This window comes from Bartonella sp. DGB2 (assembly GCF_046843095.1).
In the GTDB taxonomy this organism is placed as follows: Bacteria; Pseudomonadota; Alphaproteobacteria; order Rhizobiales; family Rhizobiaceae; genus Bartonella.
Genome location: NZ_CP177329.1, coordinates 222,398 through 237,562, shown reverse-complemented (window position 1 = coordinate 237,562; position 15,165 = coordinate 222,398). Strand labels below are relative to the sequence as shown.

Annotated in this window: 16 protein-coding genes and 1 pseudogene; 6 read left to right on the top strand and 11 right to left on the bottom strand. The window is 46.7% G+C overall.

All coding sequences use genetic code 11. The features are described 5' to 3' along the window. Nucleotides 1–144: 144 nt before the first annotated feature. Nucleotides 145–1,056 carry a metallophosphoesterase family protein gene (locus ACK28X_RS10470; protein ID WP_412058898.1) on the bottom strand — a complete coding sequence of 304 codons (912 nt, stop codon included), beginning with the start codon at nt 1,054–1,056 and terminating at the stop codon, nt 145–147. A gap of 145 nt (nt 1,057–1,201) precedes the next feature. Between ACK28X_RS10470 and ACK28X_RS10465 the strand changes: the two genes are divergently transcribed. Further along, on the top strand, nt 1,202–1,768 hold the full coding sequence (locus tag ACK28X_RS10465; RefSeq protein WP_412058897.1) for a GNAT family N-acetyltransferase: 567 nt from the start codon (nt 1,202–1,204) through the stop codon (nt 1,766–1,768). A gap of 19 nt (nt 1,769–1,787) precedes the next feature. Here ACK28X_RS10465 and ACK28X_RS10460 read toward each other — a convergent pair whose 3' ends face one another. The 4 genes from ACK28X_RS10460 to purE all read right to left on the bottom strand — a co-directional run bounded on the left by ACK28X_RS10460 (nt 1,788) and on the right by purE (nt 4,412). Beyond that, nucleotides 1,788–2,336 (bottom strand): hypothetical protein, encoded by a 549-nt coding sequence (locus ACK28X_RS10460; RefSeq protein ID WP_412058896.1) that lies wholly within the window; start codon nt 2,334–2,336, stop codon nt 1,788–1,790. A gap of 236 nt (nt 2,337–2,572) precedes the next feature. Further along, a complete protein-coding gene (ykgO, locus tag ACK28X_RS10455) occupies nt 2,573–2,698 on the bottom strand; it encodes a type B 50S ribosomal protein L36 (RefSeq protein ID WP_412059127.1) in 126 nt (41 codons plus the stop codon). Between the two features lie 123 nt (nt 2,699–2,821). Next, complete coding sequence (locus tag ACK28X_RS10450; protein ID WP_412058895.1) at nt 2,822–3,940, bottom strand: 5-(carboxyamino)imidazole ribonucleotide synthase; 1,119 nt, start codon at nt 3,938–3,940, stop codon at nt 2,822–2,824. Beyond that, nucleotides 3,915–4,412 carry a 5-(carboxyamino)imidazole ribonucleotide mutase gene (purE, locus tag ACK28X_RS10445; protein ID WP_412058894.1) on the bottom strand — a complete coding sequence of 166 codons (498 nt, stop codon included), beginning with the start codon at nt 4,410–4,412 and terminating at the stop codon, nt 3,915–3,917. The genes ACK28X_RS10450 and purE overlap by 26 nt, the downstream gene beginning before the upstream one ends. A 195-nt stretch (nt 4,413–4,607) precedes the next feature. On the opposite strand from purE, the gene ACK28X_RS10440 reads away from it, so the two are divergent. The 3 genes from ACK28X_RS10440 to ACK28X_RS10430 all read left to right on the top strand — a co-directional run bounded on the left by ACK28X_RS10440 (nt 4,608) and on the right by ACK28X_RS10430 (nt 6,643). Beyond that, a complete protein-coding gene (locus ACK28X_RS10440) occupies nt 4,608–4,784 on the top strand; it encodes a DUF465 domain-containing protein (protein WP_412058893.1) in 177 nt (58 codons plus the stop codon). 67 nt (nt 4,785–4,851) lie between these two features. Then, nucleotides 4,852–5,838 carry an NAD(P)H-quinone oxidoreductase gene (locus ACK28X_RS10435; RefSeq protein WP_412058892.1) on the top strand — a complete coding sequence of 329 codons (987 nt, stop codon included), beginning with the start codon at nt 4,852–4,854 and terminating at the stop codon, nt 5,836–5,838. A 136-nt stretch (nt 5,839–5,974) separates the two neighbouring features. Then, complete coding sequence (locus tag ACK28X_RS10430; RefSeq protein ID WP_412058891.1) at nt 5,975–6,643, top strand: DUF1013 domain-containing protein; 669 nt, start codon at nt 5,975–5,977, stop codon at nt 6,641–6,643. A 141-nt stretch (nt 6,644–6,784) separates the two neighbouring features. Here the strand turns inward: ACK28X_RS10430 and ACK28X_RS10425 are convergent, their stop codons facing one another. From ACK28X_RS10425 to tkt, 4 genes are all read right to left on the bottom strand, one after another. After that, nucleotides 6,785–7,813 (bottom strand): class I fructose-bisphosphate aldolase, encoded by a 1,029-nt coding sequence (locus ACK28X_RS10425; protein WP_412058890.1) that lies wholly within the window; start codon nt 7,811–7,813, stop codon nt 6,785–6,787. A 107-nt stretch (nt 7,814–7,920) separates the two neighbouring features. After that, the gene (locus tag ACK28X_RS10420) at nt 7,921–9,129 is read right to left on the bottom strand and encodes a phosphoglycerate kinase (RefSeq protein WP_412058889.1); all 1,209 of its coding nucleotides are present in this window, start codon (nt 9,127–9,129) and stop codon (nt 7,921–7,923) included. A 56-nt stretch (nt 9,130–9,185) separates the two neighbouring features. After that, entirely contained in the window at nt 9,186–10,193 is a 1,008-nt protein-coding gene (gene gap, locus ACK28X_RS10415; protein ID WP_412058888.1) for a type I glyceraldehyde-3-phosphate dehydrogenase, read from the bottom strand. Nucleotides 10,194–10,203: 10 nt separating this feature from the next. Further along, the gene (gene tkt, locus ACK28X_RS10410; RefSeq protein ID WP_412058887.1) at nt 10,204–12,195 is read right to left on the bottom strand and encodes a transketolase; all 1,992 of its coding nucleotides are present in this window, start codon (nt 12,193–12,195) and stop codon (nt 10,204–10,206) included. A gap of 206 nt (nt 12,196–12,401) precedes the next feature. Here tkt and ACK28X_RS10405 point away from each other — a divergent pair, with 206 nt between their 5' ends. Then, nucleotides 12,402–12,725, top strand: a complete 324-nt coding sequence (locus ACK28X_RS10405; RefSeq protein WP_412058886.1) for a DUF4164 domain-containing protein — start codon at nt 12,402–12,404, stop codon at nt 12,723–12,725. A gap of 64 nt (nt 12,726–12,789) precedes the next feature. Continuing rightward, nucleotides 12,790–12,994: pseudogene (locus tag ACK28X_RS10400) on the top strand (cell division protein ZapA); the annotation flags it as partial. A gap of 250 nt (nt 12,995–13,244) precedes the next feature. On the opposite strand, the gene pyk reads toward ACK28X_RS10400, so the two are convergent. Then, a complete protein-coding gene (pyk, locus tag ACK28X_RS10395; RefSeq protein WP_412058885.1) occupies nt 13,245–14,681 on the bottom strand; it encodes a pyruvate kinase in 1,437 nt (478 codons plus the stop codon). Beyond that, on the bottom strand, nt 14,678–15,133 hold the full coding sequence (locus ACK28X_RS10390) for a DUF1036 domain-containing protein (protein WP_412058884.1): 456 nt from the start codon (nt 15,131–15,133) through the stop codon (nt 14,678–14,680). The genes pyk and ACK28X_RS10390 overlap by 4 nt, the downstream gene beginning before the upstream one ends. Nucleotides 15,134–15,165: the final 32 nt, after the last annotated feature.

Genomic DNA, 15,165 nt, shown 5'->3' with positions numbered 1-15,165 from the left:
AAAAAATATAGTTAATATTTTCCAAAGTTTTTAAAAGACGACCCGCCTGCTCCAACACTAAATAGTAACTTTATAAAAATTAAAAACCAATAAATACATCCATATGTTCAGGCTGTATCAATTGTTCTTAAACACCAGTTCGGTTTAGCAATGATTTAAAGTACAACTAAGGTCTATCTCTTCAACCAAACCTATGGTATTGGCAGCATCCAGCACCTGATACCGCTGCAAACAACAAGACCAATCACTTATGCCCCGATCAATATGAAACAAATTAAAACTAGCAGCAGGTGCTACCCCCCCAAAACTTTGTGAGGCAGAGGCTACCCCCACCACAGGGGGGGAACCGCGTATAGCATCTACATAATACAAACTGGGCTCATGGGTATGCCCATGCAAAATCAATTCACAGCCATAATTGCGAATTACTCGCCAAAAGCGTTGAACCCCCCATAATTTCCTATGCCAAGCCACTCCCTCCATAAAGGGTGGATGATGAATCATCACCACACGAAATAAACCACGCGCTGCTGCTGCCTCTAAAAGCCATCCCAACGATTTTTCTTGAGCGACATCAAAATAACCCGCCGCGCAAAAAGGCGGCGTTGCAAGAGCAGATGAAGCAGCAATGACTGCTACATCGCCAACAACACGCATAACAGGAAATGCTCCTACCGTTTCCGGAGCACGTTCTCCCTCAATCCATGGCGCAAACATACGACACGCTTGATCAAAGGCCCCACACACATAAGCATCATGGTTACCTAAAGTAAGGAAAATATCCTTCCCAGAGGCCTCCTTGCAAAGCCAACGCTCCATTGCAGAAAACTCCGCCTGCAAAGAAAGATTCACTAAATCCCCTGAAATCACCGTATGATCCGGAAGTTGTTCCCGCAAAGCCAGCATAAGCGCCGCCAGCGGCCGCGCATTTATCCGATGATCGCGGTTTTTTTGCCAATTCAAATAGCCCGTTATCCTCTTGCCTATAAGCTCCCACCAGCGTGGCTTAGGCAAAGGAGCAAGATGAATATCTGAAATATGCGCAAGTTTAACCATGGTTCCAGTATAACACCCGCGCCAATTTGTACAAGGTCTTAGCAAAAACCATAGCTTGCAAAATCCGATAGACCTCCTATCATGCTTTATTTATCTTTAAAGCGCGTCACCCTTTAATTCTCACTTCTAACAGAATTCAACACCCATGCACTTAGCAAAACCTCGCCCACCATTAGCCTCCATCATCAAAGTACAAACCATACAAGCTGCCCAAGGTCAGGAAGAAATTATCCTTGCACGAGAAACGCCCTCTTATCAAAAGGCAATAGAAAGCTTAACTGCGCAAGCCTTTGGACCCGGACGCTACAGCCGATCCGCCCACCTTTTACGCCAAGATATAGGCCATGATCCCCTACTCTCCTTTATAATACTTGGTCGAAATGGCTTGCTAGCCTCACTTCGCATGAACGCTATCAAAATCGCCAAACAAAGAGGCGCCCTTTTAGGGCCTTTGGTTGTCACATCCGATTATCAAAATTATGGCCTTGGCAAACAGCTCATGCACACAGCCCAACAAGAAGCGCATAAACGCCAAGTGCCCTTCCTCCTACTGATAGGAGACGCCGCCTATTACCAAAGATTTGGCTTTTCACAAGTACCTAACGGCCAAATCCGTCTGCCCGCCCCCGCCGATCCAACACGAGTACTTGCTTATGAAATTATCCCCGAAACACTCGCAAAAAGCCACGGCCTTGTGCGCCCTGGTTGGTAAGAAAGTAGAATAACAAAAGCTAAGATACAACGCCCGCTTCCTTTTCTAAAAAAGCGCCAACAATCTTTTGTGCCGGCCGAAAGCGTGGATAAGCATCAAGGACAGTACGATAAGCCTTCATCGCCAATAAATCGCGGCCAGTTATCGACATAATATCGCCCAATAAAGCCCAAGCATCATAACGCCGCAGATCATAACGAATCGCTTGATAAAGATCCATCATAGCGAATTTCAAATCATTACGCCGAATATGGATCTTAGCCCGCGCCACCCAGGCCATGCCATAATCAGGCTTAAGCACAATAACTGCATCAAGCAAATCAAGGGCAGCGGCCTCATTTTTCTCTGCCAAAGCCTTATCCACCCCTTGCATCAAATAATCAACAGTTGCACTCCCCGACTGCCGCCACAACCGCCTTAAAGCCGCATCAGTCTCTATGGCCTCTTGTTCAGATGCACTATAGCGCAACTGGCGCAAAAGTACGCCACTTTGTCTCTCCTGATACTTCATCATAGTTTGATCAGCCAACTGAGTAAATAAAATAGGGGCTGACACTGCATGCTGCAAAAATTCCGCTATCAGAATAAAAGAACAACAGACTAAAAAAATTAAACGTACCCTTATATAGCTCCACACCCCTACCATTATCCCATACCGATTCTCGTATCTCCCCTATGTGACAATTCATATACAAATAGGGATTTAAAATAAATCTTTACAAAGAAAAAAGGCCCCTGAAGGGCCTTTTATATATAATATATCCAAAAATCTAAAGCCGAACCCCTAAACTTCAAGCGGTAAGCTTATCCTTGGCGGGCTTTAAATCGTGGATTGGTTTTGTTAATAATATAAACGCGGCCTTTGCGGCGAACCATACGGTTGTCGCGGTGACGCGCCTTTAAGGCTTTTAGCGAATTTTTAATTTTCATATCAATCACCGTAATGAGGCAAAAAACAGCCGCAAAGGGCCAAGTAGGAGACGGCATAACCCGATACATGTTCTATGTCAAGAGAAGCCTATCGCAAAATCTACTTCTCCCTAGGGTCTTCACTTATAGTGTTTCCGTTTTAGGAAGTAAACGCGTAAAATGTCCCATTTTTCGTTGTGAGCGAACTAGCTTTTTTCCATAAAGATGCAGCGCCAAATCAGGTTGAGCCAAAAGACCTTCGACCTGCTCAATATCATCACCAATCAGATTTTCCATCACACAATCGCTGTGGCGGTGAGGAGAACCCAAAGGTAAGCCTGTGATCGCGCGGATATGCTGCTCAAATTGAGAAACAAAACAGGCCGCTTCCGTCCAATGGCCAGAATTATGCACCCTCGGGGCAAATTCATTAGCCAGCAAAGCTCCATCGGGAAGGACAAAAAATTCCATCCCAATCACGCCTACATAGTTAAAAGCATCTAACACCACTTGCGTAGCCTGCTCTGCAGCGCGCAAAGTAGCCGACGGTAGGCGCGCAGGCACCCGTGAGGTTCGTAAAATCCCATCTCTGTGACAATTTTCAGGGCAATCATAAAATACCACTGTCCCATCTGCACCACGCGCAGCAATTACAGAAATCTCGCTGATAAAATCGACAAATCCTTCAAGAATAAGCCCGCTGCCGCCCAAAGCTTCGAACGCCTTAGCCAAAGCGCCCTCATCAGGTTGGTTAAGGCGCATCTGACCTCGCCCATCATAGCCAAAACGCCGCGTTTTCAATATCGCATTAGGGCCAATTTCGGCCAGAGCCATTTTTAAAGAATCCATATCATCAACATCTGCAAAGGGCGCAGTAGGAATACCACATTCATGCAGAAATGTTTTTTCCAACAATCGATCCTGAGAAATCTGCAAAGCGCGGGGGTGGGGAAACACTGCAATTTTTTGCGCTAAGATATCCATAGCAGGGCGGCTTATATTTTCAAATTCATAGGTTACCACCTCGCATTGCGACGCCAATTGATGCAGAGCTTCCACATCATCATAAGGAGCTACAATATGATGCCCTGCAACTTCATGAGCCGGACAATCAGTAAATGGCTCCAAAATCACACTCCTAAAACCTAAACGGCTCGCGGCCATAATCAGCATGCGCGCCAATTGTCCGCCGCCGATAATGCCGAGACAACCATTTATACGAAGCGGCTTCTTCCTATCAGGCACGGCTAGGCTCCGCTTCATTATAAGGAGCCTCGGCTACTGCCTCGCTACGCAGCTGCCGCCATTTATCTAACTTTTCAGCAATTCTTACATCACTAAGCGCCAAAACTGCTGCTGCCAAGAGCGCTGCATTGCTTGCCCCGGCCGCGCCAATGGCTAAAGTCCCCACGGGAACACCCGCGGGCATTTGTACAATAGAAAGAAGCGAATCCTGCCCCCGCAAGACTCTTGATTCAACAGGCACCCCAAAAACAGGCAAAGGTGTGAGAGCTGCTACCATCCCAGGCAAATGAGCTGCTCCCCCCGCGCCAGCGATAATCACCTTAAACCCGGCTGCTTTTGCACCTTTAGCAAAACTATAAAGCCGTTCAGGAGTACGATGAGCTGAAATAATACGCTTATCATAAGCCACCCCTAACTCATCAAGCACCTCTGCCGCATGGCGCATGGTCTGCCAATCAGATTGGCTCCCCATAATAATAGCAATATCCATAAATCCATCCTATCCGCTTTACCAACTATCGAAGATCATAACCTGCAGCAGTCAGCATTCTACGGCCCTTTTTAACTGGCGGCACCATAAAATATGATAACAAAAATATCAAATAATTCCTCTTAATTCATCAACAATTAACCAAAATCTGCCACATTTAAGACCTATATATGTAGGTAAAATAGGGAGATTATAATGGGAAAAAGCGCATATCTTGAAGCCTTAGAAAAAAAACACCACGCTCTAGAGATTGAAATCAGTCAAACACGCGCTTCCCCTTCTTACAATGATCTTGATCTTAATGACCTAAAGCGCAAAAAATTGTTACTAAAAGAAGAAATTGAAAAACTCAAACATAATGCCGATTCATAGCGATACCCGCTGGTATTCTTAGGCCAAAAGCTCCACAAAACCTATGCTATCCCAATCGCCCAAAACCATGCACGCAATTGTTGCCTCGCGCGCCGGAGGGCCAGATGTTCTATCGCTCATTAAAGTTCCCACACCCTCTATTACCGAGCATGAAGTTTTAATCAAAGTTCGTGCTGCAGGTCTCAACCGGCCTGATCTTCTACAAAGGCGTGGTCTCTATCCGCCACCGAAAGGCGCCTCAACTCTCTTAGGGCTTGAAGTCTCGGGTGAAATCATCGCCTGCGGACGTTCTGTAAAAAACTTTTCAATAGGTGAACGCGTCACTGCTCTCTTATCAGGCGGCGGCTACGCTGAATACGCCGTAGCCCATGCCACCTGCACTCTAAAAATGCCACCTTCTTACAGCTTTATTGAAGCTGCCGCCTTGCCTGAGACATTTTTTACGGTTTGGAGCAATCTCATTGACTATGGGCGATTAAAAGCAGGTCAACGCCTTCTCATTCATGGAGGTGCAGGCGGCATTGGTAGCGCAGCTATCCAATTAGCCAAAGCCTTCGGCGCCACCGTCATCGCCACAGCCGGCAGCGACGAAAAATGCGTCTTTTGTCAAAGCTTAGGTGCCGATCTTAGTATAAATTATCGAAAACACGAATTTGTCACCGCCATTGAAGCTTATAGCGGCAAAAATTCAATCAATATCATCCTTGATATGGTAGGCGGAGATTATTGCGAAAAAAACTATCAAATCGCTGCACCCGAAGGTCGCATCATTCAAATTGCCTTTATAGCTGGACAGCATGCCTTGATTGATCTCCGCCAATTGATGCAAAAACGCCTCATTCACACAGGTTCGACTTTGCGCAACCGCAACAACGTCTTTAAAGGCGCCATCGCCCGCTCTCTAAAAAAAAATCTATGGCCCCTGTTAGAAACAGGGCGCATCAAACCTATTATTGATCGTATCTTTCCTCTACATGAAGCTGCAAAGGCCCACACCTACATGGAAACAGGAGCCCATAAAGGTAAAATTGTTCTAAATATTAGTTCGAACTAAGGAAGGGGGCATCGCGCGGCTTGTCGTAAACATAAATTCGGGTTATAAAGCAAAAGAATTCCCAATATCATGGCACTGCAACGTCCCGCTCGAGCCTGTATCGAGGTGAACAGGCAGACGAATAAGAGGATATAATATGGCAACCCAATTATTAATGCCGAAAGCCACTGCTATCTGGCTTGTCGATAATACATCTCTGACTTTTGATCAAATTGCGGCTTTTTGCAAACTTCATCCGCTAGAGGTTAAAGCCATCGCCGATGGCGAAGCATTACAAGGCATTAAAGGACTTGATCCCATTAATTCTGGCCAATTAACGCGCGATGAAATCTTCCGAGGAGAGACGAATAGCCAGTACCGTCTAAAATTGGCCGAGCCTAAAGTACGCACACCCGAAAATAAACGCAAAGGCCACCGCTATACCCCAGTTTCAAAACGTCAAGATAAACCCAACGCCATCCTTTGGCTAGTCCGCAACCACCCAGAGCTTAAAGATGCGCAAATAGCCCGCCTTATTGGAACAACAAAATCCACGATTGAGCAAATCCGTAACCGCACCCATTGGAATTCAGCTAACCTCACTGCGCTTGACCCCGTCACTTTAGGACTATGCTCGCAAATCGACCTTGATCTTGAAGTGCAACGAGCTGCAAAGAATAGCCCCCCCCAGCCTATCCACGATGAGAGTCTCTTACCGGCTTCAGCAACTGAAAATTTGACGCTCGACCATGACCAAGACCTAGAGCTTGATGCAGACAAAATCTTTGCAAAGTTATCTTCCTTACAAGGTAGCGCTCAGGATTAAGTCTTCCACTAAAGATACACACTATTCCAAAAGCAAGCGCATAACCATTGCAACAATAGTTTAAATTATATTACAAAATGAGCGCCGCCACTCTAGCAAGAGGGCGGCGCTGTCTATTATCTTGTTTGTCAAAATAAACTCTTAGTCTTCTTGTTCTGCAGCTGGGGTCCATTGCCCAGAAGCCGCTAAGGCGTTCATCCTCGCACGCTGACAAAAAGCCTGTTGCGCTGCATCCATATTCATATCCTCCCCCGCCCATATCTTCAAAGCCGCTGCTTGTAAAGCGCGTCCATAAGAGAAGGTCAAAGGCCAAGGAAAAGGGCCCATTTCCTGCATCAATGCCAAATGTTCAGTCGCTTCTACATCATCCTGCCCACCAGAAAGAAAAGCAACCCCCGCTACAGCAGCTGGCACTGTGCGCTTTAAAACATGCGCTGTCTTCTCTGCTACTTCCCTCGCCGAAGCTTGGCGCTTTTTCTTACCGTCAATCACCATATTCGGTTTTAGAATCATCGCCTCAAGCTTCACCCGTGCTGTAAAAAGTGCCGCAAAGGTCGTGCGTAGAACCGCCTCACTCACCTCATAACAACGGTCGATAGAATGATCTCCTGGTGTACCATCCATCAAAATTTCTGGCTCGACAATCGGCACAAGGCCCACCTCTTGGCATAAAGCTGCATAACGCGCCAAAGCATAAGCATTTTGCTCCACAGCGCAGCGGCTTGGCAAATAATATGCGTCAATGGCTAAAGCAGCACGCCATTTAGCAAAACGCGCACCCAGTTGATAATATTCTTGCAAACGGGCTCGTAAACCGTCCAAACCTTCAGTAATCATCTCACCAGCAAAGCCTGCCAAAGGGCTAAGGCCGCGATCCACTTTAATCCCTGCATAGGCACCAAAACTTCCAATAACTTCAGACATAGATCTGCCATCGTTCGCCTTTTGACGCAACGTTTCATCATACAAAATCACGCCGGAAATATAGCGCTTCATTGCATCAGAACTAGTAAACAACATTTCCCGATACGCACGTCGACTATCTTCTGTACAGACAATACCAAGCGTATCAAACCGCTTTTTTATCGTTGCATTACTCTCATCAGCAGCTAAAATCCCTTTGCCACCAGCCACCAACGCTTGTGCAATATCTTCCAAACTTTCTTGCATTGATTCTTTCCTTTGCTCTACCCCACTTCATCTCTCTTATGACCGAAGCATACTCAGATAACTGGTTCACCCTGCAACGCTTATACTCTCTATTTTTCTATCTCCCTTTAAGGCTCAGCCCGCTCTAAAACAGCAATCCCTGGCAAAGTTTTCCCTTCCATCCACTCCAAAAAGGCCCCCCCCGCCGTAGAAAGATAAGTAAAATCATTTGCCACGCCAGCGTGGTTTAGAGCTGAGACCGTATCGCCCCCACCAGCAACCGAAACCAATTTTCCTTCTTTAGTACGATCTGCAGCTCTTTTTGCACAAGAAACCGTCGCCTTATCAAAAGGGTGCAGCTCAAAAGCTCCCAAAGGCCCGTTCCAAATCAGTGTCGCCGCATCATCAATTGCTGCTTTAATTCGCTCAATCGACTGATCTCCAACATCCAAAATCATACCATCAGTGGGTATAGCGTCCACCGCATAGTATTGATAAGGAGCATGCGCTTCAAAGTGATAGCCCACTGCCGCGTCCACGGGCAAAATAAGTGAACAATTGGCAGCTTTAGCCCGCGCCATGATTGCGCGCACTGTATCACCTAAATTGTGTTCACATAAGGATTTTCCGACCTTTTTTCCAAGGGCGGCTAAAAAACTATTCGCCATACCCCCTCCAATAACCAAAGCATCAACCTTTGCCACCAAATTATTTAAGAGATTGATCTTGCTTGATACTTTCGCCCCGCCTACCAGAGCCACCAAAGGGCGCGCTGGCGCCGCTAGCGCTTGATGAAGCGTATCCAATTCCTTCTGCAAAGCCCGTCCAGCAAAAACGGGTAAAAATGCACAGACTCCGACAATTGAAGCATGAGCTCGATGCGAAGCTGAAAAAGCATCATTCACATACACATCGGCCAAACCCGCCAAAGCGCGCGCAAAATCTTGGTCATTAGCTTCTTCACCAACATGAAAGCGCAAATTTTCCAAGAGCAGCACCTCACCCTTCCCTAAAGACGCCACTGCCGCTTGCGCTATAGGCCCTACACAGTCAGCAGCAAATTCAACCGGCGTTTCTAAAGTTTCTGAAATCGTCTCTATAAATGGCAAAAAAGAAAATTCTGATAATGCCCGCCCCTTGGGGCGACCAAAATGACTTATCAAAACAACCTTAAAACCCTTTTTTTGTAATTCAGAAATCGTTCGCTTAGCCCTTAGCAAACGGGTATTATCTTGGATAGTCCCGTTAATCACAGGCACATTAAAATCAACGCGCACAAGAGCCGTTTTAATATCCCCCTCCCCTATCGAAAGATCATTTAATGTGTGAAACGCCATTTTTGCCTCTCTTTCAAAATAAAGCGGGCTCCCATAAGGCCAAGCCGTTCTCCCCGTTAATAGGTCTTTGAAAAAGCCACAGCCGTATCGACCATACGGTTTGAAAAACCCCATTCATTATCATACCAAGAAAGCACGCGGCATAAGGTGCCCTCTATCACTTTAGTCTGATCGGCATGAAAAATCGAAGAATGAGGGTCATGATTAAAATCTTGGCTCACCAATTTTTCTTCACAAAAACCCAAAATGCCCGTCAAACGCCCATTAGCAGCAGTCTGAATGGCGTTGTTAATTTCTTCCACGCTAGTAGGACGCTGAGCAATAAATTTCAGATCAACCACTGAAACATTTGGGGTAGGAACCCGAATAGACACTCCATCCAAACGCCCTTGGAGTTCTGGCAAGACAAGACCTACCGCCTTTGCCGCGCCTGTCGAGGTAGGAATCATCGAAAGCGCTGCCGCCCGCCCTCGATACAAATCCTTATGCATCGTATCCAAAGTAGGCTGATCCCCCGTGTAGGAATGAATTGTTGTCATAAAGCCTTTTTCAACGCCAATCGCTTCATGCAAAACCTGTACAACTGGCACTAAGCAATTAGTGGTACAAGAGGCATTTGAAATAACCAAATGGTCACGGCTGAGGTTATGATGATTCACCCCAAAAACAACGGTAAGGTCAACACCTTCTGCCGGTGCAGAAATCACTACCCGCTTCGCTCCAGCTGTCAAATGAGCCGCTGCCTTCTCACGGCTTGTAAACAACCCCGTACATTCCAAAACAATATCAACACATAGTTCGGCCCAAGGTAAAGCAGCAGGCTCGCGAATAGCGGTAACCCGTATCGGACCGCGCCCGACGTCAATCGAATCGCCCACCACTGCAACAGGATGCGGAAAACGACCATGTACAGAATCATAACGGAGCAAATGCGCATTTGTTTCTACAGGCCCTAAATCGTTAATCGCGACCACTTCAATATCACGACGCCCACTTTCAATAATCGCGCGTAAAATGTTGCGGCCAATTCGCCCAAAACCATTAATAGCAACCCTTACTGTCATATTACCACTCCTATTCATCTAGTGCCAAAGCTGTTTTTGCCGTAGCAATAATAGCTTCCACTGTAATACCAAAATGCTGGTACAAAGCATCAATAGGTCCACTAGCGCCAAACCCTTCCATGCCGATAAAATGCCCATCATTGCCGATGAAGCGCTCCCATCCTTGGGCAACAGCAGCTTCAATGGCAATTTTAACATCAGCTTCCCCAATCAATGCCTTTTTGTAAGCATGAGATTGTTGGGCAAAAAGTTCGAAGGAAGGCACCGAGACAACACGCACCGCAATCCCCTCTTCTCTTAATAAATTAGCGGCCTGCATCGCAATTTCCACTTCTGATCCCGAAGCAAAAAGGCTCACTTGCGCTTCATCTTCACAGCCCAGAAGTTCATAAGCACCAAAAGCACATAAATTCTCTTCTTGATATTCGCGACGCAAGGTGGGAAGGTTTTGGCGAGTCAAGGCCAAAGTTGAAGGTGTCTTGCGAGCTTGCAAGGCTAAGTGCCAACATTCCAATGTTTCCACTGCATCGGCAGGACGAAACACCCAATGATTAGGCATAGCACGCAAAGACGCCAAATGCTCCACTGGCTGGTGTGTAGGACCATCTTCTCCTAGGCCAATAGAATCATGCGTCATTACATAAATTACCCGTATCCCCATCAAGGACGATAGGCGCATGGCGGGGCGCGCATAATCAGAAAAACATAAAAATGTACCAGAATAAGGGATAAATCCACCATAAAGCGCTAAGCCATTCATAACTGCGCCCATCGCGTGTTCTCGAATGCCATAGTGGATATAGCGTCCACTGAAATCATCAGGATGGATAGAAATCATCTGACTCGTCTTAGTATTATTCGAACCCGTCAAGTCAGCCGAGCCGCCAATGGTTTCTGGCACACAAGAGTTAATTACTTCTAGAACCAATTCCGATGCTTTACGGGTAGCCACTTTAGGCGCTTGCGCAACCAACTTTTTTTTATAGTCCAAAAGGCACGCCTCCAGCTGACTAGGCAGATCGCCACGCATAAGACGCTCAAACTCCCCTCTCAAAATGGGGTCTAAAGCCTCATAGCGCTGTTGCCACGCTTGTCGCGTTTTAGCTGCATTAAGGCCAGCCAACCGCCAATAATCAAGAATTTCTGCTGGCACATGAAAGGGCTCGCTCCCCCAACCAAGCGCTGCGCGGGTTGCCGCCACCTCTTTCTCCCCTAGGGGCGAACCATGCACAGCATTCGTTCCAGCTTTATTAGGCGCCCCAAAACCAATAGTCGTCTTACAAGCAATCAAAGTGGGACGGTCGCTCGCCCGCGCTTGTTCAACGGCGGCGGCGATTGCCGCTTGGTCGTGACCATCTACTTCTAATACTTTCCAACCTGCAGCAACAAAACGACCCGTTTGCACGGTAGAATCGCTAAGAGAGATCTCCCCGTCAATGGAAATATTATTATCATCCCAAAATACGATTAACTTATTAAGCTTCAAATGCCCTGCCAAAGCAATTGCTTCCTGCGAAATACCTTCCATCAAACAGCCATCGCCAACAAGCGCATAGGTGTAATGGTCAATCAAATCGCCAAAACGTGCCCGCATTAAACACTCGCCCAAAGCCATACCTACCGCATTAGCGATGCCTTGACCCAAAGGCCCCGTGGTCGTTTCAATGCCGCCAACATGACCATATTCGGGATGACCTGCTGTTTTTGCGCCTAATTGTCGAAAATTTTTGATTTCATCAAGATTGATATCTTCATAACCACAAAGATAGAGCAAAGAATACAGTAACATCGACCCATGCCCTGCTGAAAGCACAAAACGGTCGCGGTTGGGCCAGTGGGGGTATTTGGGGTCATAAACCATAAATTTTTCAAACAGCACCGTCGCGATATCAGCGGCGCCCATAGGCAAACCCGGATGACCAGAATTAGCCTTTTGGATAGCATCAATTGAAAGAAAGCGAATCGCATTGGCCATCTGGTTTTGCTTGTCATTATTTGTCATTGCTCAAACCATTCATTGATAAAAATCATCATAAGCTTTTTTGACACATAGCACCTACGTAAACTGTGTCAATCAAATCTCTCTCAATTCCCACCCACCATCATCTATAACGCCCTTTTCTTGCAAGAAACACTTTAAACCCTTAAGAATAAAAATCCATCATAGCTTTTTTGGAACTGATTCGCTTCTAGCCCATAGGAAATCCCATGCGCGATCTTATCTCCCCTACCGATCAAGACGCCCCGCACCCTGAAAGCACCGCCGATCAAGCGCTTATCTCCGCGCGCCTCAAACTTGAAAAGGCGCTTACTAAACTTGAACAGACCCTCAACCAACAAAGAGAAACCAACCAAGATATTGAAGGACTCGAAGAAGAGATCCAAAGAATGAATAATGACCGTAGCCGCCTCGCTCAAGAGCTTGACCAGAGCGAAGCTCGTGCCGAACGTCTTGAACAGGCCAATAAAGCTGTTTCCAAGCGCCTAATCACCGCTATGGAAACCATTCGTACTGTAATTGAACACCAATAAATGAACGGCCTTCTTTGTTTTACGTGCTTGCCCCGATTAACCGATAAGGAGAAAAGACAACACAATGGCAACAATTTCCGTGACAATTGATGGGAAGACCTATCGCATGGCCTGTGAAGCCGGCCAGGAAGACCATCTGAGTGGACTTGCCCATAAGCTTGATCAATACATCAGCCATCTGAAATTAAATTTCGGCGAAATCGGCGATCACCGCCTATCGGTCATGGCAGGGATCATGGTCATGGATGAATTAGCCGAGCATCAGCGCCAAATTGATCTTCTGAAACGACAAAACGAAGATTTAAAACAACAAAACGCAGCGCTTTTAGAGGGAAAAACCCAAAACAATCAAATAGCCATCGACGCGCTCATACAAGCAGCTGAACAAGTAGAACGCTTCACCCATAGCTTAAGCGAAAAAAACAATCCGCCGCTGAAAAGCTAACGAACTTGACCCGCTCCCTACCGCCTTCAAACCAGCGGATGTTCCCTGCAAACCTATGCTTCTAACTCTTACTCTTATACACCGCTCTTCCCATCTTGAGCGATGTAAGCGATACGCAACATATTTGTAGCGCCTGGGGTGCCCAAAGGAACGCCAGCGGTTATAATAATTCGCTCCCCCGCCGTACAAAACCCTTCAGTAAAAGCAATGCGGGCAGCTCGGTCTACCATATCATCTAAATCATGGGCATCTGCGCTCACCACGCAATGTAGCCCCCACACCAAAGATAAACGGCGCGCAGTTTCAACCACAGGCGAGAGTGCAATAATCGGCGTCAAAGGGCGTTCACGTGAAGCACGAACCCCGGTCGTACCTGAAGCAGTATAAGCAACAATCACAGCTAGATTCAATGTCTGAGCTATGGAGCGAGCAGCAAGTGAAATAGCGTCAGCGCCAGTGGGTTCTGGCTCTGGATGTTGAGCTTGCATCATAACATGATAATTATGGTCGCATTCAATATGGGTTGCAATCCTATCCATGGTTTGCACCGCCTGTTCAGGGTAAGCACCAGCGGCCGATTCAGCCGATAGCATAACCGCATCAGCGCCTGCATAAACAGCAGTTGCCACGTCAGACACCTCGGCACGCGTAGGTACTGGCGCGTTAATCATAGATTCCAACATCTGAGTAGCTACCACCACTGGTTTACCCGCCCTGCGGCATAATTTAATAATCTCCATCTGGATGCTTGGCACGGTTTCGAGTGGCATTTCCACCCCTAAATCACCGCGCGCTACCATAATTGCATCAGCTGCTTCCACAATCTCTTCCAAACGCTCTACCGCCTGAGGCTTTTCAATCTTTGCCAAAACCGCCACCTTGCCACGCACCACTTGCCGCACATCAGCAATATCTTCAGGACGTTGAATAAAGGAAAGCGCTACCCAATCAATTGGTAAGCCGAGTGCAGCTTCCAAATCAGCACGATCTTTAGGCGTCATTGCGCCTACCCCAAGCACTGTATCAGGCAGGCTCACCCCCTTACGATCAGAAATAGCCTGACCTGCTACAACTTCACAAATCAATGCACTATCTTGAATTTCTTTGACTAAAAGCTCAAGCCGGCCGTCATCAATCAAAAGCCGGTGGCCTACCTGTACTGCGGCAAAAATTTCAGGATGAGGCAAAAAAACACGCCTTTCATCACCCAAATCTTCACACCGATCTAAGATAAAATCCTGCCCAATAGTCAGCGCCACCTTCCCTTGGGCAAATTTTCCCACCCGCAACTTCGGCCCCTGTAAATCAATCAAAATGCCAATAGGCCGTTTTTGTCGTTTTTCCACAGCACGAATATTAGCCACTAATTTTTGTAACAATTCATGGCTTGTATGGCTCATATTAATCCGAAAAACGTCAGCACCAGAACAATAGAGCTTTTCGATCATCGACTCATCCATTGATACAGGCCCTAAGGTGGCTACAATTTTTACCTTACGATTCCGCTTCATTGAGTCGATACTCCTGATATATCCAATGTGTTAGGGGTCATTATATCATCGCTTAACTGAATCATCCAATTGGCTTGAACCCCAGTATCAATCTCTTGAAAACCCACCTTTTGAAACCCGCGCACGAAGCAATCCTCTACTCCATTAATCGTAAATTCACTTTCTTTTACGCACATAGGCACAGGCCCCTCCCAGCGTCCCCTGCCTTTCGCTTCTTCCGCGTGAAAATAATAAAAACGCCCTTTTAAAGGGCCATCTAATAAAGTCTGGCAATCATTAGGATTAATACTCCACCAGCCTTGACTTATCCATTGGCTTTTCCCGCGGTAGCCAATGGCAACCCCTACTACCTCTTTTGTGGTATTGCAAACCCGCAAATCTGCAGTTGCCGCCCCGCCCGATATAAAAAAAATCAGTGCTCCTAAAAGCAACTGCCTATAATGTCCCTGCATTCTCTACCCTTGAATTTCAGTCGGTGGTGATT